Origin of the sequence: Pseudomonas sp. lyk4-R2A-10 (assembly GCF_030209075.1) — a bacterium.
Taxonomy (GTDB): Bacteria; Pseudomonadota; Gammaproteobacteria; order Pseudomonadales; family Pseudomonadaceae; genus Aquipseudomonas; species Aquipseudomonas glycinae.
The window spans coordinates 35249-53910 of the sequence record NZ_JARVSR010000016.1; the positions used below are offsets into that span (position 1 = coordinate 35249).

At 60.1% G+C, this 18662-nt stretch carries 24 protein-coding genes and 1 pseudogene; 13 read left to right on the plus strand and 12 right to left on the minus strand.

The window, feature by feature from the left end:
• Nucleotides 1-10 precede the first annotated feature (10 nt).
• Entirely contained in the window at nucleotides 11-895 is an 885-nt protein-coding gene (locus QRN46_RS26145; protein ID WP_011334658.1) for a LysR substrate-binding domain-containing protein, read from the plus strand.
• A 42-nt stretch (nucleotides 896-937) separates the two neighbouring features.
• Here the strand turns inward: QRN46_RS26145 and QRN46_RS26150 are convergent, their stop codons facing one another.
• Both QRN46_RS26150 and QRN46_RS26155 read right to left on the minus strand, forming a co-directional pair.
• The gene (locus tag QRN46_RS26150) at nucleotides 938-2212 is read right to left on the minus strand and encodes a glucarate dehydratase family protein (protein ID WP_285358198.1); all 1275 of its coding nucleotides are present in this window, start codon (nucleotides 2210-2212) and stop codon (nucleotides 938-940) included.
• Nucleotides 2213-2236: 24 nt separating this feature from the next.
• On the minus strand, nucleotides 2237-3604 hold the full coding sequence (locus tag QRN46_RS26155) for an MFS transporter (protein ID WP_285358200.1): 1368 nt from the start codon (nucleotides 3602-3604) through the stop codon (nucleotides 2237-2239).
• A gap of 121 nt (nucleotides 3605-3725) precedes the next feature.
• On the opposite strand from QRN46_RS26155, the gene QRN46_RS26160 reads away from it, so the two are divergent.
• A complete protein-coding gene (locus QRN46_RS26160; protein ID WP_011334661.1) occupies nucleotides 3726-4631 on the plus strand; it encodes a LysR family transcriptional regulator in 906 nt (301 codons plus the stop codon).
• A 136-nt stretch (nucleotides 4632-4767) separates the two neighbouring features.
• On the opposite strand, the pseudogene QRN46_RS26165 reads toward QRN46_RS26160, so the two are convergent.
• A pseudogene (locus tag QRN46_RS26165) lies at nucleotides 4768-5372 on the minus strand (DUF6338 family protein).
• A 241-nt stretch (nucleotides 5373-5613) separates the two neighbouring features.
• Here QRN46_RS26165 and QRN46_RS26170 point away from each other — a divergent pair.
• Nucleotides 5614-5892: a Rho-binding antiterminator gene (locus QRN46_RS26170; protein WP_011334663.1), complete on the plus strand. Its 279-nt coding sequence runs from the start codon at nucleotides 5614-5616 to the stop codon at nucleotides 5890-5892.
• Between the two features lie 129 nt (nucleotides 5893-6021).
• Here QRN46_RS26170 and QRN46_RS26175 read toward each other — a convergent pair whose 3' ends face one another.
• Nucleotides 6022-6357 (minus strand): hypothetical protein, encoded by a 336-nt coding sequence (locus QRN46_RS26175; RefSeq protein WP_041475321.1) that lies wholly within the window; start codon nucleotides 6355-6357, stop codon nucleotides 6022-6024.
• Between the two features lie 176 nt (nucleotides 6358-6533).
• Between QRN46_RS26175 and QRN46_RS26180 the strand changes: the two genes are divergently transcribed.
• Nucleotides 6534-6773, plus strand: a complete 240-nt coding sequence (locus QRN46_RS26180; protein WP_007950501.1) for a hypothetical protein — start codon at nucleotides 6534-6536, stop codon at nucleotides 6771-6773.
• Nucleotides 6774-6830: 57 nt separating this feature from the next.
• Here QRN46_RS26180 and QRN46_RS26185 read toward each other — a convergent pair whose 3' ends face one another.
• On the minus strand, nucleotides 6831-7019 hold the full coding sequence (locus QRN46_RS26185; RefSeq protein ID WP_007950503.1) for a hypothetical protein: 189 nt from the start codon (nucleotides 7017-7019) through the stop codon (nucleotides 6831-6833).
• A 196-nt stretch (nucleotides 7020-7215) separates the two neighbouring features.
• On the opposite strand from QRN46_RS26185, the gene QRN46_RS26190 reads away from it, so the two are divergent.
• The gene (locus QRN46_RS26190) at nucleotides 7216-7578 is read left to right on the plus strand and encodes an NUDIX hydrolase (protein ID WP_011334666.1); all 363 of its coding nucleotides are present in this window, start codon (nucleotides 7216-7218) and stop codon (nucleotides 7576-7578) included.
• A gap of 3 nt (nucleotides 7579-7581) precedes the next feature.
• Here QRN46_RS26190 and QRN46_RS26195 read toward each other — a convergent pair whose 3' ends face one another.
• The 3 genes from QRN46_RS26195 to QRN46_RS26205 all read right to left on the minus strand — a co-directional run bounded on the left by QRN46_RS26195 (nucleotide 7582) and on the right by QRN46_RS26205 (nucleotide 9927).
• The gene (locus tag QRN46_RS26195; protein ID WP_011334667.1) at nucleotides 7582-7824 is read right to left on the minus strand and encodes a DUF1652 domain-containing protein; all 243 of its coding nucleotides are present in this window, start codon (nucleotides 7822-7824) and stop codon (nucleotides 7582-7584) included.
• Nucleotides 7825-7945: 121 nt separating this feature from the next.
• On the minus strand, nucleotides 7946-8845 hold the full coding sequence (locus tag QRN46_RS26200; protein WP_201819169.1) for a polysaccharide deacetylase family protein: 900 nt from the start codon (nucleotides 8843-8845) through the stop codon (nucleotides 7946-7948).
• Between the two features lie 134 nt (nucleotides 8846-8979).
• Nucleotides 8980-9927: an ABC transporter substrate-binding protein gene (locus tag QRN46_RS26205; RefSeq protein WP_011334669.1), complete on the minus strand. Its 948-nt coding sequence runs from the start codon at nucleotides 9925-9927 to the stop codon at nucleotides 8980-8982.
• A gap of 293 nt (nucleotides 9928-10220) precedes the next feature.
• On the opposite strand from QRN46_RS26205, the gene QRN46_RS26210 reads away from it, so the two are divergent.
• The 4 genes from QRN46_RS26210 to QRN46_RS26225 all read left to right on the plus strand — a co-directional run bounded on the left by QRN46_RS26210 (nucleotide 10221) and on the right by QRN46_RS26225 (nucleotide 13377).
• Nucleotides 10221-11207, plus strand: coding sequence for an aliphatic sulfonate ABC transporter substrate-binding protein (locus QRN46_RS26210; RefSeq protein WP_285358208.1), 987 nt, complete (start codon nucleotides 10221-10223; stop codon nucleotides 11205-11207).
• A gap of 61 nt (nucleotides 11208-11268) precedes the next feature.
• Nucleotides 11269-12108, plus strand: coding sequence for an ABC transporter permease (locus QRN46_RS26215; protein WP_285358210.1), 840 nt, complete (start codon nucleotides 11269-11271; stop codon nucleotides 12106-12108).
• Between the two features lie 49 nt (nucleotides 12109-12157).
• On the plus strand, nucleotides 12158-12838 hold the full coding sequence (locus QRN46_RS26220) for an SOS response-associated peptidase (protein WP_285358212.1): 681 nt from the start codon (nucleotides 12158-12160) through the stop codon (nucleotides 12836-12838).
• Nucleotides 12839-13104: 266 nt separating this feature from the next.
• Nucleotides 13105-13377: a hypothetical protein gene (locus tag QRN46_RS26225; protein WP_221614497.1), complete on the plus strand. Its 273-nt coding sequence runs from the start codon at nucleotides 13105-13107 to the stop codon at nucleotides 13375-13377.
• A 46-nt stretch (nucleotides 13378-13423) separates the two neighbouring features.
• On the opposite strand, the gene QRN46_RS26230 is transcribed toward QRN46_RS26225, so the two are convergent.
• Genes QRN46_RS26230 through QRN46_RS26240 form a run of 3 tightly spaced genes read right to left on the minus strand, consistent with a single transcriptional unit; the run spans nucleotide 13424 to nucleotide 14620 of the window.
• A complete protein-coding gene (locus tag QRN46_RS26230) occupies nucleotides 13424-13570 on the minus strand; it encodes a hypothetical protein (RefSeq protein WP_201819167.1) in 147 nt (48 codons plus the stop codon).
• A gap of 40 nt (nucleotides 13571-13610) precedes the next feature.
• Entirely contained in the window at nucleotides 13611-13922 is a 312-nt protein-coding gene (locus QRN46_RS26235; protein WP_166742327.1) for an AzlD domain-containing protein, read from the minus strand.
• The gene (locus QRN46_RS26240) at nucleotides 13922-14620 is read right to left on the minus strand and encodes an AzlC family ABC transporter permease (protein WP_011334675.1); all 699 of its coding nucleotides are present in this window, start codon (nucleotides 14618-14620) and stop codon (nucleotides 13922-13924) included. The genes QRN46_RS26235 and QRN46_RS26240 overlap by 1 nt, the downstream gene beginning before the upstream one ends.
• Nucleotides 14621-14775: 155 nt before the next feature.
• Here QRN46_RS26240 and QRN46_RS26245 point away from each other — a divergent pair, with 155 nt between their 5' ends.
• Entirely contained in the window at nucleotides 14776-15162 is a 387-nt protein-coding gene (locus QRN46_RS26245; protein WP_201819165.1) for a DUF2784 domain-containing protein, read from the plus strand.
• Here the strand turns inward: QRN46_RS26245 and QRN46_RS26250 are convergent.
• Nucleotides 15159-15680 carry a DUF3087 domain-containing protein gene (locus tag QRN46_RS26250; protein WP_285358216.1) on the minus strand — a complete coding sequence of 174 codons (522 nt, stop codon included), beginning with the start codon at nucleotides 15678-15680 and terminating at the stop codon, nucleotides 15159-15161. The genes QRN46_RS26245 and QRN46_RS26250 overlap by 4 nt on opposite strands.
• 210 nt (nucleotides 15681-15890) lie before the next feature.
• Here QRN46_RS26250 and ppnN point away from each other — a divergent pair, with 210 nt between their 5' ends.
• The 3 genes from ppnN to QRN46_RS26265 all read left to right on the plus strand — a co-directional run bounded on the left by ppnN (nucleotide 15891) and on the right by QRN46_RS26265 (nucleotide 18593).
• Complete coding sequence (gene ppnN, locus QRN46_RS26255; RefSeq protein WP_007950520.1) at nucleotides 15891-17264, plus strand: nucleotide 5'-monophosphate nucleosidase PpnN; 1374 nt, start codon at nucleotides 15891-15893, stop codon at nucleotides 17262-17264.
• A gap of 61 nt (nucleotides 17265-17325) precedes the next feature.
• Nucleotides 17326-18063, plus strand: a complete 738-nt coding sequence (locus QRN46_RS26260) for a response regulator (protein WP_011334678.1) — start codon at nucleotides 17326-17328, stop codon at nucleotides 18061-18063.
• Between the two features lie 152 nt (nucleotides 18064-18215).
• A complete protein-coding gene (locus QRN46_RS26265; protein WP_011334679.1) occupies nucleotides 18216-18593 on the plus strand; it encodes a hypothetical protein in 378 nt (125 codons plus the stop codon).
• Nucleotides 18594-18662 lie beyond the last annotated feature (69 nt).

An 18662-nucleotide genomic window follows, 5' to 3' on the forward strand; every position in this document is an offset into this window, starting at 1 on the left:
ACTAAAACGAATGAATCCGCGAACCCTCACTCCCTCGATGTCGTTGCTGCTGGCTTTTGAAGCCGCTGCACGCCATGAAAGCTACACCCGCGCCGCCCACGAACTATCGCTGACCCAGAGCGCCGTCAGCCGGCAGGTGCAGATTCTGGAAAAGATGCTCGGCATGCGCCTGTTCAGCCGCGAAGGCCGGCGGGTGATCCTTACCGACGTCGGGCGCATGTATCAGCGCGAACTGTCCGAAGCCCTCGGCCAGATCCGCAGTGCGACCTTGCAGGCCATGGCATTTGGCTCAGGCATCCACAGTTTGCGCCTGGCGACCCTGCCGACCTTCGGCTCGAAATGGCTGCTGCCGCGCTTGAAGGATTTCTACACCGCGCACCCGGGCATGACCGTTCATCTTCATTCGCGCATCGAGACGATTGACTTCGACACCAGCGAAATCGACGCGGCGATTTGCGTCGGTGGCGGTGACTGGCCGGGGCTGACCGCCCACCGCCTGCACACCGAAGAACTGGTGGTGATCGCCAGTGCGCAGCTGTCCGATGCCGAACGCCGTGCGGCCGACAAGGACATCGCCGGGCAACTGCTGCTCAACGTCAGCAGCAACGCTCAGGCCTGGTCCGAGTGGTTCAGCCATCATGCCCTGCCCCATCGCAGTATGCGCATTGGCCCGAGTTTCGAGATGACCTCGCACTTGATCCAGGCCGTGCGCGCCAATATCGGGATCGGGCTGGTGCCGAGGATTCTGGTGGAAGATGAATTGCATAACGGCGAGCTATTGCAACTGGGTGAACCGATCAGCAGCCGGCGCAGCTATTACCTGGTTTACCCGGCGCGCAATGAGTCGCTGGCGTCGCTGAAGGCGTTTCGCGACTGGTTGATGCGTACGCTTTGAAACAACCGAGGGCGCCGTTCGGCGCCCTCTGGTTTTGCTCGATCAGAATCGTGGCTTCAGCGCTTTCCAGTCAGGTTTATAGCGTTGCATCTGCCGCACATCATCGCGCTGGCGAATGCCGCAGGTCAGGTACTGGTCATGCAGCTTGCCCAGTTGATCGTGATCCAGTTCCAGCCCCAGGCCCGGCGCACGCGTGATCTTCACGCAGCCATCGACAATCGGCAGCTTGCCGCCTTTGATCACCTCTTCATCCGGCTCCTGCCACGGATAATGGGTGTCGCACGCGTAGTCCAGATTCGGCACGGCGGCCGCCACGTGCGCCATGGCCATAAGGCTGATGCCCAGGTGTGAGTTGGAATGCATCGACACGCCGAGGCCGAAGGTGTCGCACATTTTCGCCAGGGTCTGGGTATCGCGCAGGCCGCCCCAGTAATGGTGATCGGCGAGAACAATCTGCACGCTGTTCTGCGCCACGCTGCGGCGGAACTCGTCGAAATCAGTGACCACCATGTTGGTGGCCAGCGGCAGCCCGGTGCGTTTGTGCAGCTCGGCCATGCCGTCGAGGCCCGGGGTCGGATCCTCGTAATACTGCAGATCATCACCCAGCAACTCGGCCATGCGGATCGAGGTTTCCAGCGACCAGTTGCCGTTGGGATCGATGCGCAGCGGATATCCGGGAAAGGCCTTTTTCAGCGCCTTGATGCACGCCACCTCATGTTCCGGCGGCAACGTGCCGGCCTTGAGCTTGATGCTCTTGAAACCGAACGCCTCGATCATCCGCGCCGCCTGGGCGACGATCTGCTGTTCGTTCAGCGCCTCGCCCCAGTTGTCCGGTTTGTAGGGTGAATCGACGTGTTGCGCGTACTTGAAAAACAGGTAGGCGCTGAACGGTACTTCGTCGCGCACCGCCCCGCCCAGCAGATCCACCAACGGCACATTCAGGTAACGAGCCTGCAAGTCGAGAAACGCCACTTCGAACGCCGAATACGCATTGCTGACGGCCTTGCTGGCGTGGGAACCGGGCGCCAGTTCGGCACCCGCCAGACTGGCCGGTTTGTGTGCGGCAACCGTGGTCTGAACGATCCGACGCAGCTGATTAAGATTAAACGGATCGAGGCCGATCAACTGCGACTGCACCTGTTGCTGGATCGCCAGCGCCGGGGCATCGCCATAGCTTTCGCCGAGGCCGATGTAGCCGTTGTCACTCTCGATCTCGATGATCGAGCGCAGGGCAAACGGTTCGTGGATGCCACTGGCGTTGAGCAGCGGCGGATCACGGAAGGCAATCGGAGTGACGGTTACGCGAGTGATTTTCAAAATGACGCTCCTGTAGAGTCGAAATCAGTGGCTCGCCAGCGGGTTGGCCGTCGGCGCAACGGCGGTTTCGGGTTCAGGCTTTGCCGGGGTGTTGCCTTTGGCGCCTGGCGCCATGCGGGCGAAGAAGATAACTACTGCCGCTAACAGCGAAGTCGCGGCCAGGCCATACAGACCGCCCTCGATAGAGCCGGTGGTCTGTTCCAAAAAACCGAACGCGGTCGGCGCAACGAAGCCGCCGAGGTTGCCGATGGAGTTGATCAGAGCAATGACTGCCGCCGCGATGCGCGCATCCAGATAGCTCTGCGGAATCGGCCAGAACAGTGCCGAAGCCGCCTTGAAACCGATGGCCGCGAAACAGATGGCGACGAAGGCGAAAATCGGCCCGCCGGTGGTGGACATGAACATGCCGAACGCGGCGATCACCAGGGTCAGTGCGGCCCAGGCCTGCTGGAATTTCCACTTGCCCGCCAGCGCCGCAAAGCCGTACATCGCGACGATGGAAATGATCCACGGCACGGAGTTGAGCAGCCCGACCTGGAAGTCGCCCAGGTTGCCCATTTTCTTGATCATGCTCGGCAGCCAGAAGGTGGCGCCGTAGATGGTCAAGGCGATGGAGAAGTAGATGAAGCAGAACAATGCGATCTGCCGATCCGCCAACAGTTTGAACATCGATGGTTTGGCGACGTGGGTCGCTTCGCGGGCACGTTGTTCCTCGGCGATTGCCATCACCAGCGCTTCACGCTCCTCTTCGGTCAGCCACCTGGCCTGGCGCGGATGGGATTGCAGCCAGAACCAGACAAACCCGCAGAGCACCACCGACGCAGCGCCTTCGATCAGGAACATCCACTGCCAGCCGTGCATGCCCAGGCCGCTGATATGCAACAACGCGCCGGACACCGGACCGGATATCACCGAAGCAATCGCCGACCCGCTGAGAAATACCGCCATGGTCTTGCCGCGTTCAGAAGCCGGCAGCCATTGGGTGAAGTAATAAATGATCCCCGGGAAGAAGCCGGCTTCGGCAGCGCCCAGGATGAAGCGCAGCACGTAGAAACTGGTTTCGCCTTTGACGAACGCCATGGCCATCGCCGCTGCGCCCCAGGTGAACATGATCCGCGTCAGCCAGGCGCGGGCGCCGTAGCGTTGCAGAAGCATGTTGGACGGCACTTCAAACAAGGCGTAACCGATGAAAAACAGACCGGCGCCAAGGCCATAGGCGGCAGCACCGATACCCAGATCGGTTTCCAGATGACTGCGCACGAAACCGATGTTGACCCGGTCGATGTAGTTGACGATGAACATCACCACGAACAACGGCAGCACATGGCGCTTGACCTTGGCGGCAGCGCGGGCGAGTACCGTGATGTCCGGCGAACTCTGGAGGGTTTTCAAGGGGCGACTCCCGATCTTTGTTTTTGTAGGGAAGGCCTGTTCAGGCGTAGAGCGATCATGGACGGGGCAATTGATCCCGTCTAATCTAACCTGGCATTCGATTGATACCTGGATTAGATCAATGTTCGAATTGACCCAACTGCGCTGCTTCACCACTGTCGCCACCGAACTCAACTTCCGCCGCGCCGCCGAGCGGTTGAACATGACCCAGCCGCCACTCAGCCGGCAGATCCAGTTACTGGAACATCATCTGGGCGTCGAACTGTTTACCCGCAGCACGCGCAGTGTCGCGCTCACCGCCGCCGGCCGGGCGTTTTTCATCGAGGCGCAGAATCTGCTCGAACGCGCGCAACAGGCTGCCGTCACCGCCCGGCGCTTTGCCGAGGGCGATATCGGTTCGGTGAACATCAGTTTTGTCGGCAGCGCGGTGTACGAATTTCTGCCCAAGGTCATCGCCGAGGCGCGCCTCAAGCAGCCGCAGGTGAAGATCGACCTGACTGAAATGAACACCTATCAGCAACACGAAGCCCTGCGTGCCCGTCGCATCGATCTGGGCATCGTCCGCGCGCCGTTGCTCGAACCTGGTTACGCCACCGAATGCCTGGTGCGCGAGCCCTTTGTGCTGGCGGTACCGAGCGGCCATCGACTGGCGGAGGCAGACGACGTTTCAGTGAAGGACCTGGATGGGCAGCCCTTCCTGATGTATTCCCACGCCGCCTATCCGCCGTTCAACGAATTGCTCACCGGCATGCTGCGCTCGGCCCGGGTCGCTCCGGATTACGTGCAGTGGCTGGGATCTTCCTTGACGATTCTGGCGCTGGTCAACGCAGGCATGGGCCTGGCGCTGGTGCCGCGTTGCGCGACCAGTGTGGTGTTCAGGAATGTGGTGTTTCGCGAGATCGATCTGGGCGAAGGGGTGCAGAGCGAGCTGCATCTGATCTGGCGGGAGAACAACGACAACCCGGCGTTTGCGATGTTGCTGGAGGGCATTCGCCGGGCGGTGAAGGATGGATGGGGTCAGGAATGAGCTTGCGGATATGGAGGGTATTTCGGCGGAGGAGGTGCCTTTGATGCCTCGATCAATGGTTTCTCCAGCCGCTTTCCGTCCGGCCCTACAAAAAGACGCTTTATATGTGGAGGTATCAGTTGCGGTGCTCTGGCTGTCATGATGAACCCTCTGATGCCGGGCTGAATTCAACCCATTGAACCTTCGTGGAATCTATCAGCAAAAATTCGGCGCTAATAGGCTCCTTTGTTCCATCGCCATTAATCCAGCACGGGTACTGCATCACAAACTGCCCGGAGGTCGACTCCGGCGGCCACTCAACCGGCCAGCCTAGAACACGCCTTTCATCGTTCAAATGCAGAGTGATAACCCGATCGAATTGCGCAAACGCGCAGAACCATTCACTGGGATAGGAAGATTGTTTCGTTACGTTTCTGCTGCGCAACCACCTATGCAATTTGCCATTAGTTGCCAGACAACAAGCCATCAATCCCAGCAGCAAGGACGCAGAAAATGCCCAGCACGTTTCAGCTTTCGCATCCCATCTCCCTACAGAAATCCCCTGCTCTCCCACCCACACACAAACCGCCCCAATACCCAGCACCATCCCGTGAATCACAAACGTGAAAATCAACGCCTGTACAATCTGTCCGAACGTATCCGGCCGTTTGAACGCCGTCAGGGTGTAGAAAATCCAGGTCGAGACAAACCCGGGATCAGGTACTGCAACAACGGAATCACTTCTTTCACCAGATCATCCATGATCGGTCGCTCCTTGAATCAAAAAAACACTCCTCCTAAAACAGCAATGCCGGCCCGTAATGAGCCGGCATTCAAAGCCTAGTGCACGCGGGAGGAACGCTCGCGATCATCTGTCACCGCGCATTACTATCCTGCAGAATCCGATCCACGCCCTTCTCTGCCGCCATCAGCACCGCCGCATGAAGGTTGATGCATGACCTGGATCGTTTCATCATCGCCCAAGGTTTCGAGGAGTAACGCCATGACCCGTTATCAGCCATTGAATTGTGACCTTTACGACTACCTGGAAATCGCTTGCCTGCGCGGCTATCAGCTCGACATCGAGTTGATCGACGGTCAGCGGCTGATGGCCAAAGCCGTGACCACGCGAACCAGCAGTGACAAAGAAGAATTCCTGGTGATCGAGCAACAAGCCGCGCAACAGGAAATTCGCCTCGACCAACTGCTTGCCATCACGCCTCAGGAGACCAACGCCGAGTTCGGTCGGGTGATCCTTGCCGAAGGGGTTTGCGCAATCTGAACAAAAAATCCCGCTCGGAATCAACCGGCGGGATTTTTTGTGACACGTCGCTTTACGCGACGACGGGAATCACCGGATCCGCAGCAGCCAGCGCAATCGCACCGGTCAGCCGCTGGCCGGTTTGTGACCTTACAGACAGTCGCGCACCGCTTTGCGCAACGACCCGGACTTCGCCCACGGCGGCCCCTGATACAGGGAAACGCGGCTGCCGTCCTTGTACTTGACCACATCGAGAATCTCGTCGGCGGTGACGATGCTCGGCGCGGTGATCCGGTAGCCATTGGAAATCGCTGTCTGGGACGTCTTGGCAACGTCCTGCTGCCACAGGGGCAATACACAAGCGGCGTAGTCCTTGGGAGTCTTGTCGCTGGTCTTGCTGACATTCGGTTCGCCCGGCACCAGTGAAGCAGGCAACGAACAACCGGCCAATGCCGCCATCAGCATCCCCCCGATCAACATCCGCATGGTGATTCCTTCATCTGAAAAAACGCGAATGTACCCTGTAACTGTTCGGACATCCATCGTAGCGCTCTGCCTGCATTCCCTGAAAACCGGGCCGTTCAGCTCATCGACAGAAGACCTTGCCCCACACCGGAAAAATGCGGCTAATCTGTTTTACCGAGAATGTTCCGGAGGTGATCATGCGGCTCAATGAATACGAACACGAACTTCAGCGTGACCTGCAAAGCGTGGCATCGGACCTGAGATGGTCGGCGGTGGACCTCAAGCGTATCGCCGAGCAACTGCGCCAGTCGGGCAACGAGGCGGACGCCCAGGCGGTACTGCGATCCTGCGAGGTACTGCAAAGCGATGAAGAACGCCTGCAACTGTACGCCCGGGAAGTGAAAGCCCGCGCCATCAGCCGAACCAAAGTCCACTGAACCTCACCCTTCCATAGCAAAAGCCCCGGACAACCGGGGCTTTTTCTTCACAGACCTTCAGTCTGCCTTGCGACCGCGTGCGCGGCTTTTGTACCCCGGCAGCGCGGCGGCGTACGCCAGCGCTTCCTCGCGACTGGCAAACGAAGCGAGCCGGTCACCCTGCGTGCAGACCCGCCACGGGCCGTTGTTGACGCTGAGTACGTCGTAGCCATTCATGTGCATTTTGTTCAGCATCGCCATGCTCATAGGCACCTCCTGTCTGCTGAAGAACTTTTCCACCTTACACCCGCAATGCCCCCTGTGCCGACCGAACGTCGCACCGCGGCCGCGTCAAGTCTCCGGCACTTTTGCCGCTGCCAGGCACTCAGAAGCTCTAGACCGGCAGCGGCCCAAATATTGCTAATTCATGACAGATTTATGACAACCGACATTCGGGTAACACATGAAAGTACGAGCAACGGTCATCTGCGAGCAGGACCGACACATTCTTCTGGTGCGCAAACCCAGGTGCCGCTGGACGCTGCCGGGCGGCACCGTCGAGCCGGGAGAAACCCGCGCGCAAGCCGCCGCCCGCGAACTCAAGGAAGAGACCGGACTGGACAGCGATGAGATGCTCTATCTGATGGAGTTGCAGAACGGCAGCACCCGGCACCACGTCTACGAGGCGTCGGTGCTGAACATCGATCAGGTTCGCCCGCTGAATGAAATTGTCGACTGTCTCTGGCACCCGCTCGATGCGGTGCAGAATCTGAACGTCAGTAACGCTACGCTGAACATCGTCCGCGCCTTCCAGCGACGTCTTTGACCGTCAGCCGGCGAAAGCCCGGCGTCCGGCGCTCATTTCGGTGCGCAATTCACCGATGAAATTGGAAATGTCACGAATGGTGACCAGATGCTCCGGGGAAACCCCGTTGAGCAACAGCTCGACACGCCCGCTGTCGGGTTCGTAAACCTTGATCTGCAAGAGTCCCTGCGCCGTTTCGGTGCAATCGCAATACAGCGGCGAGAAGCCGGATTCGACGATGCGGCAAATATCGGCAATGGCAATCATGGGGGCACGCCTCACAGGCGTTGACTCGGGCAACCCGATGAGCATAGATGAGCTTTTATCGCCCCGCTTGCGCCGACACCTGCAGAATTTGCCAACCGCTTCACATTTCACATCACCGCACTCAGTGGGCGTCATGGTCCCAGATCCAGTTCCAGATCCCTGGCAGGTTCACCGGTTTCGACGACTCACGCACGGTGCGCGCCAATGCGGCTTTTTCCAATGTCGCGCGATCATCATAGAACGGTTTTTCTGCCAGTCGCACGCCGGTGGCAGCGGCGCTGTCGAGCAGAATCTCTAAGTACTCGCGGGTGTGGCGAGCGGTGTAACGGTTGAGGTCATGGAAGGTCACCACCACCGGAATCACCCCGTCCACCGTTGGCAGTTCACCGAGGGCAATCCGTTCGCGGACTTCCGATAGCTGACGCAGCATGTTCGCCCGCCGCCGGGGACTGGCGTTGAAGCCCCAGATCTTGCCGTCATTGGCGCTCAGATCGGTCAGCAACACCTGCATATGGTGCTGCTGATAAGCGGCGAAGGTGCGTTTGTCGTAGTTCCAGAATGGCGGGCGCAATAACGTCGGCGGCGCGCCGGTGATCGCCACGATGTCTGCCGAGCCGTTGGTCAGCGAGGTTTCGAGCTCATCAGGATCGAGCAATCGATGATTGGTGTGCCAATGGGTAGCGGTGTGAAAACCCAGAATGTGCCCTTCAGCATGCTCGCGACGCATGACCCGCCGGCCGATCTCGCTGTTGCCCGCCCGTGGAGCGCGGGTCTGGACGAAAAACACCGCTTTGATCCCCGGTTGCAGCGGGTTGTCCTTGAGGCTGTCGAGCACGGTGTCGGTGGGATTGAACAAACTGGAAGCGCTGGGGCCGTCATCGAAGGTCAACAGAAACCGCACAGGCGCCTGGGCCTTGAGCCGGGTCTCGGTCTGCGCGGTCATTTCGATGGGAGCGGCGATGCATCCGGCCAACCCGACGGCCACCGCCATCGCGCAGAAAAGCTTGAACCACTGTGTCATGTTTTGCCTTGAGCCCGACCGTAGCGGTCATGTTGTCGATTGGCAAAACTCCTTCGCCGCTGCTGCCTCCCTGCGACCCAATGAGATGGGCCGAGGTTGGATAAAGATACACAGGGTTTGGTTCCAGCGCTCGCTCAGCGTGCCAGCGCCTGTTGAAACGAGCTGTCGATGATCCCCGCTGTGGCCAGCGGTGCCGGCAGCGCCTTGACCTTGAACAGGAAGTCGGCGGTGCTTTGCAGATCGGCGGCGGCCTGTTGATCGACCGGGCCGACCGTCATGTGCGCCTGGCGCAACCAGTGCCGCGAAACCTGCTGATCGAGATTGGCCTTCTTCGCCCACAGGTCGGCGTATTCGTCGGTGTGGCTGTCGACCCAGGCCCGGGCCTGCTTCAGGCGCCCGAGGAAATCGGCGATCGCTTCGCGCTTGCTGTCGATGGACGGCGCCGATGCCGCAATGGCGCTCAAGCCCGGCATCAGGTTTTTCGCCGTCAGAATCGGCCGCGCACCCGAGAACACGATCTGCTGGGAAATGTACGGTTCCCAGACCGGGAACGCATCGATGCTGCCTTGCGGTAGCGCCGCCGCTGCATCAATCGGCATCAGCTTGACGAAGTCGACGTAATTCTCCGGCAAACCGCCCTGCTCCAGCGCCCGCAAGGTCAACTGCTGACTCCAGGCACCCGGCCAGTAGGCGACTTTCTTGCCCTTCAGATCCTCGATGGTTTTCACCGGAGAATCCTTGGGCACCAACAGGGCGATGGTGTCCGGGTTCTGCCGCGACACCCCGATCAGCTTCACCGGCGCCTGCTTGGCCGCCAGAAACAGAAATCCCGAATCCCCCAGAAAACCCAGATCCAGCGACCCGGTCTGCAACGCCTCGGCCAGTGGCGCGGCGGCCTGGAAGTGTTTCCAGTCGACCGTGTAAGGCGCGTCCTTCAACACGCCGGACGCTTCTATGGACGCGCGGATGTTGTAGTAATTCTGGTCGCCGACGTGCAGGACTAAGGGTTCGGCAGCGTAGGTCAATGGGGTGGCAAACAGTGCGCTGGTCAACGCGGCGCGTAGGAAACGTGAGAGCTTCATGGCGAGTCCTGCAGAAGGGGTTTTTATAGACCATAACGCTCTTACAAATAAGATTTGAAATTCGATTAGCGCATAAGCTCAGCACCCTCCCGTTGCACTGTTCGCCGAGCAACAGTGGCTCGGCACAGTGTTTTCCCTGCAACACTTCAAACCTGCAAAACCGGCGTTAAACCCCGTAAATACGGGACAAGGCGCACATGGCACAGAGCCTGCAATATTCCATTCATGCAGGAAGCATTCGATAAAAATATCTTTTTGGACATAAGAATCTGTTGCCTTGCCGGAGCGTGCCCATGAAATTCCTCTTACCGTTTTCCCGCTTCAAAACGCTGCTCGCGGCCTGCGCAGTAGCCCTGAGCCTGCAACCGCTCGCCCACGCTGCCGAAGCGCCGCCGGCCGAAGTGCATCTGGATTACGCCTATTACTCGCCGGTCAGCCTGGCGCTGAAACATCTGGGCTACCTGGAAAAAGCCCTGCCCCAGAGCAAAGTCAGCTGGGTGCTGAGCCAGGGCAGCAACCGCTCGCTGGAATACCTGAACAGCGGCGGCGTGGATTTCGCCTCTTCGGCCAGCCTCGCCGCCGTGCTCAGCCGCGCCAATGGCAGCCCGATCAAATCGGTCTACGTCTACAGCCGCGCCGAATGGACCGCGCTGGTGGTGCGCAAGGACTCGCCGATCCAGTCCGTCGCCGACCTCAAGGGCAAGAAAATCGCCGCCACCAAGGGCACCGATCCGTATCTGTTCACCCTGCGCACCCTGCAACAGGCCGGGCTGAAAAAGGACGACGTGGAACTGGTGCATCTGCAACACCCGGACGGCCGCACCGCGCTGGAGAAAGGCGATGTCGACGCCTGGGCCGGTCTTGATCCGCACATGGCCGCCAGTCAGGTGCAGGCCGGCTCGCGCCTGCTGTACCGCAATCGCGACTTCAACAGCTACGGCGTGGTCAGCGTCACCGAGCAATATGCCAAGCAACATCCGCAAACCATCGACACCGTGATCAAGGCCTATGAGCAGGCCCGCGAATGGTCGGTGAAGAACCCCGACGAATTGGCAAAGTTGCTCGCCAGCGAATCCGGCCTGCCGCTGGACGTGGCCAAACTGCAACTGTCGCGCACCGACCTGAGCAGCCCGCAACTGACTGCCAAGGATGTGCTGGCCTCGAAAGCCGCCGCGCCGATTCTGGTTTCCGAAGAGCTGGTGCGCCGTGGGGTGAATGTCGATCAGGTCATCGATCAATTGATCGACACCGGTTTCCAGCAAGTCGCCGCCGCCCAGTAACCGATCAAGCCCATGACAAGTCCGCGCCCGTCGCGGATTTGTCGTGAGCGGAGAACCGTCCATGAGCAACGACTTGCCCGCTCGCCTTGCCTTGTCGGCCCCACGGCGAAAACTCCCCCTGCTGAATCCGCTCTGGCTTCGGCGCTTCAAAGGCCTGGCCCTGCCACTGCTGATCGTGGTCGCCCTGGAATTCATCGTACGCATCGGCTGGCTGCCGTCCTACCAGATGCCGGCGCCGAGCGAGATTGCCCTGACCCTCACGGATCTGGCCGAAGGCGCCTTGTGGAAACACATCGGCGCCAGCCTGATTCGCGTGCTGCTGGGGTTTGCCATCGGCGCGAGTCTGGCGCTGGTGTTTGCCGCGTGGGTCGGTCTCAGCCGCGAAGCCGAGGCTTATCTGGAACCGACGTTCGCCGCGCTGCGTTCGATTCCCAGCCTGGCCTGGGTGCCGCTGTTGCTTTTGTGGCTGGGGATCGACGAGACCTCGAAAATCGTCCTGATCGCCATCGGCGCGTTCTTTCCGGTTTACGTCAACGTGGTCGCAGCGATCCGCAACATCGACCGCAAACTGGTGGAGGTCGGGCACATCTACGGCTTCAGCCCACTGCAACTGGTGCGACGGATTCTGCTGCCTGCCGCCCTGCCCGGCCTGTTCACAGGATTGCGCAGCGGCATGAGCCTGTCGTGGATGTTTCTGGTGGCGGCCGAACTGATCGCCGCAACCAAAGGACTGGGTTACCTGCTCAGTGACGGTCGCGAAACTTCACGGCCGGACATCGTGCTGGCCGCGATCATCGTCCTGGCGCTGCTGGGCAAACTCAGCGACGGACTGCTGGCCATATTGGAGCGCCGCTGGCTGGTCTGGCGCGACGCGTTCACCGGTCAGGGCAGCAAGGAGTGAACGGTGCAACTAAGCTCAAAGCTTCAGGCAGCTGCCGGAGGGTCGGTCGATGTGCGGAAGACTGTCGCAATACCGGGGCATCCACGATTTCGTCGCGGTGCTGAGCATTCCCGATGCGCTGATCAATCACGTCGGTGACGCACCGCTGGCGCATTACAATGCCGCGCCCACGACGTCACTGGCGATCCTCCATCAGCACCAACAACGGCTATACGCCGACAATCTGCGCTGGGGCTGGCGCCCGCACTGGGCGACGGATCGCGCCGCGCCGATCAACGCGCGGGTGGAAAAAGTCGCCCACGGGCCGTTCTTTCGAGCGATCTGGCGCCATCGACTGATCGTGCCCGTCGACAACTGGTTCGAGTGGGTCAATGCACCCGACAAAAGCCGACAGCCCTGGCTGATTCGTCGGGCCGATCATCAACCGGTTTTCTGCGCCGCCATCGGCCAGTTTCCGACACCCGGAGAGCCTCAACGGGACGACGACGGCTTCGTCATCATCACCGCCAACAGCGAAGGTGGCCTGCTCGATGTGCATGACCGGCGCCCGATCGTTCTGCGCGCTGATCGGGTGCACGAATGGCTCGATCCCGCCACGCCGACCGAGCGCGCCGAACAGATGCTGCTGTTCGAAGCCGAACCCAGCGAAGCGTTCCACTGGCACAAAGTCGGCAAAGCGGTGGGCAGCTCCCGCAATCAGGGTGCGGAATTGATTGAAGCCGTAACGTAAATAAATGTCGACGCGATGCGTTATCAAAAGCAGGAATTCAGCAATCGAATCCTGTGTGTTACACGCGGTGTTTCAAACGCGAAACATTCAACATAAACAGTCGTTTGATTGAACTAACCGCCTGTCTGACATTTCAACCGTCATACATACATTTACAAACACTACGGATAGCATGCGCGCCGCATTTCCTTTTGGCATACCAGTTGACCAAAGAGTCAGCAAAACCAGGAATCCCCCCAAACTTACAAGCCTTGCAGAGAACTAAGTTGCGCGACGATTTTGCAATCAAACAGGTCACAGGCCTGGAGTGTATTCATCTGTCCACGACAGAACGCTTTCAACTCGACTGTTTTATCGGCCACTACATAAAGACTCGAAACCTGCGTGAGGTACCCGATATCGACCGCATCCTGCGCGCCACCCTCCAAAGCTATCCCGGGCGCCCTCCGGTGATGGTCAACGAGCTGAATGCCTGGATCGACAAGACCTTGGGTTATCGGGCCTCCCACCCCGATTTCACGCAGCTGGAAGATCTTTGATGAAACGAAAAAGCCCCGCAATCGCGGGGCTTTTTCGTTGTGGCGTTCAGGGTTTCAGCGGGCGTTCCTGATCACGGTCGGACAACTCGCGGCTGTCGTCATGCTTCCAGGTCTGCTCCTTGTGTCTCTCCCGCTCGATTTCTTCTTCGCTCGGTTCGTCATCTTCTTCGGGACGTTTCTGCTCGGTTGCCATGTTCACCTCGCTAATGGAATTCATCCATTAAGCGTAGAACTTAAAGCCACCAGCGCAATAGAAAGAAGAACGCCATGCTCAATAGCATGCTAAGCAACGTATTGCGTGTGTAGATCACGAGGCCGATTGCTACTAGTGAACTCAGCAGATAGGGGTTGTCCCACTGCAAATTCAGTTGTTTGTCCGGCATGAACACAATCGGCCCGCAAATCGCGGTCAACATGCCCGGCACGGCAAAACCGAGAAACTGCCGCGCGTTGCTGCTCAGTCGCACCGGCAAACGCGGTTCGAGAAACACATAACGGTTGAGGAACACCAGAATCCCCATGCCGATAATCACTGCCCAGACCATCATGTGCGCTCCCGATACAGTTTGTTGCAGATAAACCCGGCAGTCATACCGGCCAGGCCCGAAAGCACCAGCGCCGAACCCCATTGCCAGTAGCTGAACAACACCGAGCAGAACAGCGACACTGCCACGCAGACCACCGTCGGCACATTGCGCACCACCGGGGTGATCAGGGCGATGAAGGTGGCGGCAATCGAGAAGTCCAGCCCCAGGTGTTCCAGTCCCGGAATACTGCTGCCGAGCACGATGCCGGCCAGGGTGAAGAGATTCCAGGCGATGTAGAACGTCAGGCCGACGCCCAGCGCATACCAGCGGTTGAACTGCTGGCGGTCGTGTTGACTGGTCAGGGCGAACAGTTCGTCGGTGAGCAAAAAGCCCAGGCCGATGCGCCAGCGTCCCGGCAAAGGCGAAATCACATGACGCATGCTCATGCCGTAAAGCAAATGTTGCGAGGTCAGCAGCAGCGTGGTCAGCAAAATCGAGAAAATCCCCGCGCCGCCCTTGAGCATGCCGATCGCCACCAGTTGCGCAGCACCGGCGAACACGATGCTCGACAGGCCCTGCCCTTGCAGCGGCGTGAGGTTGGCTTCAATCGCCATGGAGCCGGCCAGCAGCCCCCAGGGTGCGGTGGCCAGCGATAACGGCATGATCGCCGCGGCTCCGCGAAGAAAGGCACTGCGCGGCATTGATGAGTCAGACATAACACGCTTCAACCGTGAGACAAGGCCCCGGACTCTGCCAGCAAATGCCCGTTGGTGGCTTGAACAATCTTGCGCAGTTGGCGCAAATCCTTCCTTCGGGCAGTCGTTTACCGGCGTAACATGGCAGCCATTCACACACGCGTCAGGGAGACGACATGCTGTATCGAATAGCCGCCGACGGGCTGGTGCTGTTTCATTTGCTGTTCATTCTGTTCGTGCTGTTCGGCGGACTGCTGGTGCTCAAGTGGCCGCGGCTGGTGTGGCTGCATTTGCCTGCGGCGGCCTGGGGCGTGGCGGTCGAGGTATTGCACCTGACCTGTCCGCTGACCTATTGGGAAAACCTGATGCGCCACGCCGCCGGGCAAACCGAATACGCGGGTGGCTTCATCGAGCACTACATCTGGCCGATCATCTACCCGGCCGGGCTGACCCCGCAGATTCAGCTGGCGCTGGGCAGCGTGGTGCTGGTGGTCAACCTGCTGGTCTACGGGCGTCTGATCCGCCGTTGGAAACTGCGGCGCGCCGCGCGCATTCCTTTCTAGCGCGCTTTCAAGGTTTCCAGCCAGGCCGGATCGAGGCGCGTCTGATCGGTGTCCAGACCGAGCGCCTCCATCCGCGCCTTGTGCGCTTCGACTTCCCGGTGCAATTGCGCGTGATCGCTGGAGTTGCCGTCCAGTTCATGCATCTGGGTCAGGCCCAGGTGATAGAAACGCAGCACCTTCATCGCCACCGGGTCGCCCTTGTCCACCGCCGCCGTCACCTGATGCATGACGTTGGTGACGCTCATCAGGCTGCGCTTGAGCCGCCAGCCGTACACCGCCGGGGCCATCCAGGTCTGGTTCCAGAATCGCCCGCGCAGCAACGCCGCCGTCAGCAGAAATGCGCCAAACACCCCGCCGACATTGAATCGCAGATTATCCCCGCCCGGCTCGCCGAACAGCGCCACCGCCGCCGTCGAAAACGCCATCGCCAGCACCAGAAACAGCACCGCGATGATCAGCGTGCTGCGCCGGGTCTGCTGGCGATATGTGATGGCATCGATCGGTTGAATCTCGAACATCGCGACAGGCTTCCATGGCTTGAGTTAAAAAGAGGCTGCGCATTATCGCCTCTGAGGCGGATTTAGCTATGCTGGAGCGCCTTTTCATCTTTTCAACGTCCAACGGGGACATGGCGATACCACGCAGATCGTGCCATCTTCATTCATGGATACACACTATTCGGATGCCATTGGCCATGCCGGCAATGACATCGTTTTAAGGATCACTGCATGACCCAACGACACGTAATCAATGCCTCGGTCAGCCCGAAAGGCAGCCTCGAAACCCTTTCCCAACGTGAAGTTCAGCAACTGAGTCAGGCCGGAACCGGCAGCACCTACACCCTCTTTCGCCAGTGCGCCCTGGCCATCCTCAACACTGGCGCCCATGTCGACAACGCAAAAACCATTCTTGAAGCCTACAAAGACTTCGAAATCCGCATCCACCAGCAGGATCGCGGCGTGCGTCTGGAACTGCTGAACGCCCCGGCTGACGCCTTCGTCGACGGCGAGATGATCGCCAGCACCCGGGAAATGCTGTTCAGCGCCCTGCGCGACATCGTCTACACCGAAAACGAACTCGACGCCCTGAGCATCGACCTCAGCACCTCCCAGGGCATCAGCGACTACGTCTTCCACCTGCTGCGCAACGCGCGCACCCTGCGTCCGGGCGTCGAGCCGAAAATCGTCGTGTGCTGGGGCGGCCACTCGATCAACACCGAAGAATACAAATACACCAAGAAAGTCGGCCACGAACTGGGCCTGCGCAGCCTCGACATCTGCACCGGCTGCGGTCCCGGCGTAATGAAGGGGCCGATGAAAGGCGCGACCATCGCCCACGCCAAGCAGCGGATTCACGGTGGCCGTTACCTGGGCCTGACCGAGCCGGGCATCATCGCCGCCGAAGCGCCCAACCCGATCGTCAACGAACTGGTGATCCTGCCGGACATCGAAAAACGCCTGGAAGCCTTCGTCCGTGTCGGCCACGGCATCATCATCTTCCCGGGCGGCGCCGGCACCGCCGAAGAGTTCCTGTACCTGCTGGGCATCCTGATGCACCCGGACAACGCCGGCCTGCCGTTCCCGGTGATCCTGACCGGGCCGAAACACGCCGCGCCGTACCTGGAACAACTCGACGCTTTCGTCACCGCGACCCTCGGCGAAGCAGCGAAAAAGCACTACGAAATCATCATCGACGACCCGGCCGAAGTGGCGCGGCAGATGACGGCGGGCCTGAAGGCCGTGAAGCAATTCCGCCGCGAACGCGCCGACGCGTTCCACTTCAACTGGCTGCTGAAGATCGACGAAGGCTTCCAGCGCCCGTTCGATCCGACCCACGAAAACATGGCCAACCTCAAGCTGCACCGCGACCAGCCACCCCATGAACTGGCGGCCAACCTGCGCCGCGCGTTTTCCGGGATCGTGGCCGGCAACGTCAAGGACAAGGGCATCCGCCTGATCGAGGAACACGGGCCGTACCAGATCCGTGGCGACGCCGCGATCATGCAGCCCCTCGATCTGCTGCTCAAAGCCTTCGTCGCCCAGCACCGGATGAAACTGCCGGGTGGCGCAGCGTATGTGCCGTGCTACCGCGTGGTGTCCTGACCCGAAGTGACAAGTGCCCGGAGCGCAACGCTTCGGGCACTCCCTATAAAAAGAGCGAACCATGGATCACATCAACCACATCCTGATCGTCGACGATGACCGCGAGATCCGCGAACTGGTCGGCAATTACCTGACCAAGAACGGCCTGCGCAGCACCGTGGTCGCCGATGGCCGGCAGATGCGCAGCTTTCTGGAAGCCAACACGGTCGACCTGATCGTGCTCGACATCATGCTCCCCGGCGATGACGGGCTGGTGCTGTGCCGCGAATTGCGCGCCGGCAAACACAAGGCGATCCCGATCCTGATGCTCACCGCCCGCGACGACCAGACCGACCGCATCCTCGGCCTGGAAATGGGCGCCGACGACTACCTGACCAAACCCTTCGCCGCCCGCGAACTGCTGGCGCGGATCAACGCCGTGCTGCGCCGTACACGAATGCTGCCGCCCAATCTGCTGATCAGCGAAACCGGGCGCCTGCTCGCGTTCGGCCGCTGGCGGCTGGACACCACCGCCCGCCACCTGCTCGATGAAGACGACACCATGGTTGCCCTCAGCGGCGCCGAGTATCGTTTGCTCCGGGTGTTTCTCGACCATCCGCAACGGGTGCTCAGCCGCGACCAGTTGCTCAATCTGACTCAGGGTCGCGACGCCGACCTGTTCGACCGCTCCATCGATTTGCTGGTCAGTCGCCTGCGCCAGCGTCTGCTGGACGACTCCCGCGAGCCGACTTACATCAAGACCGTGCGCAACGAGGGTTATGTGTTCTCCTTCGCCGTGGAGATGCTCGCCGAATCCTGACGGATTTGTATCGCTCTGTATAAATTCGCCGCGCAGATACGTAACCCGTGTTTTCGCGCCGCATCACCACATATCAGCGATACACCCTCGCGTTTGAATGAACCCACCAGAAAGCACTGGCTCACTCATCATCAAACGCAAGGAGAAACACCATGTTCAAGTCCTCGAAATCCCTGGTACTCGCACTCAGCCTGCTCGGTGGCCTGGCAATGGCCGATCTGGCATCCGCCAGCTCCCAGCCGCTGGTCGCTGAATACGGCTCGGAAAACCTGCAGAAGGATCGCGTTGCCGAAGGTGGCGCGGATCGCTTGCAGGAACTGCGTGAACGCGTGGCAGAAGGCGGCGCCGACCGTTTGCAGGAGCTGCGTGAGCGCGTCGCCGAGGGTGGTGCAGACCGCTTGCAGGAACTGCGCGAGCGCGTCGCCGAGGGTGGTGCAGACCGCTTGCAGGAACTGCGCGAGCGCTCGGCCCGCAGCGTGCTGGTCGCCGAGAACCGTCCCGAGTTCGGTTCCAAGTACCAGCGCTACTGATCGTTTTTACCCGCCGTTGTCGATTCCTGCCGGGGGCACTCTGCCCCCGCAGCGATCACTACCGATAAG

Coding starts and splice junctions, on each gene's coding strand:
- QRN46_RS26245 (WP_201819165.1), top strand. CDS start 14,776: ATGCTGTATCGAATAGCCGCCGACGGGCTGGTGCTGTTTCATTTGCTG.
- QRN46_RS26250 (WP_285358216.1), bottom strand. CDS start 15,680: ATGTTCGAGATTCAACCGATCGATGCCATCACATATCGCCAGCAGACC.
- QRN46_RS26145 (WP_011334658.1), top strand. CDS start 11: ATGAATCCGCGAACCCTCACTCCCTCGATGTCGTTGCTGCTGGCTTTT.
- QRN46_RS26205 (WP_011334669.1), bottom strand. CDS start 9,927: ATGAAGCTCTCACGTTTCCTACGCGCCGCGTTGACCAGCGCACTGTTT.
- QRN46_RS26190 (WP_011334666.1), top strand. CDS start 7,216: ATGAAAGTACGAGCAACGGTCATCTGCGAGCAGGACCGACACATTCTT.
- QRN46_RS26235 (WP_166742327.1), bottom strand. CDS start 13,922: ATGGTCTGGGCAGTGATTATCGGCATGGGGATTCTGGTGTTCCTCAAC.
- QRN46_RS26210 (WP_285358208.1), top strand. CDS start 10,221: ATGAAATTCCTCTTACCGTTTTCCCGCTTCAAAACGCTGCTCGCGGCC.
- QRN46_RS26175 (WP_041475321.1), bottom strand. CDS start 6,357: ATGCGGATGTTGATCGGGGGGATGCTGATGGCGGCATTGGCCGGTTGT.
- QRN46_RS26260 (WP_011334678.1), top strand. CDS start 17,326: ATGGATCACATCAACCACATCCTGATCGTCGACGATGACCGCGAGATC.
- QRN46_RS26200 (WP_201819169.1), bottom strand. CDS start 8,845: ATGACACAGTGGTTCAAGCTTTTCTGCGCGATGGCGGTGGCCGTCGGG.
- QRN46_RS26240 (WP_011334675.1), bottom strand. CDS start 14,620: ATGTCTGACTCATCAATGCCGCGCAGTGCCTTTCTTCGCGGAGCCGCG.
- QRN46_RS26220 (WP_285358212.1), top strand. CDS start 12,158: ATGTGCGGAAGACTGTCGCAATACCGGGGCATCCACGATTTCGTCGCG.
- QRN46_RS26160 (WP_011334661.1), top strand. CDS start 3,726: ATGTTCGAATTGACCCAACTGCGCTGCTTCACCACTGTCGCCACCGAA.
- QRN46_RS26215 (WP_285358210.1), top strand. CDS start 11,269: ATGAGCAACGACTTGCCCGCTCGCCTTGCCTTGTCGGCCCCACGGCGA.
- QRN46_RS26195 (WP_011334667.1), bottom strand. CDS start 7,824: ATGATTGCCATTGCCGATATTTGCCGCATCGTCGAATCCGGCTTCTCG.
- QRN46_RS26170 (WP_011334663.1), top strand. CDS start 5,614: ATGACCCGTTATCAGCCATTGAATTGTGACCTTTACGACTACCTGGAA.
- QRN46_RS26230 (WP_201819167.1), bottom strand. CDS start 13,570: ATGGCAACCGAGCAGAAACGTCCCGAAGAAGATGACGAACCGAGCGAA.
- ppnN (WP_007950520.1), top strand. CDS start 15,891: ATGACCCAACGACACGTAATCAATGCCTCGGTCAGCCCGAAAGGCAGC.
- QRN46_RS26185 (WP_007950503.1), bottom strand. CDS start 7,019: ATGAGCATGGCGATGCTGAACAAAATGCACATGAATGGCTACGACGTA.
- QRN46_RS26180 (WP_007950501.1), top strand. CDS start 6,534: ATGCGGCTCAATGAATACGAACACGAACTTCAGCGTGACCTGCAAAGC.
- QRN46_RS26265 (WP_011334679.1), top strand. CDS start 18,216: ATGTTCAAGTCCTCGAAATCCCTGGTACTCGCACTCAGCCTGCTCGGT.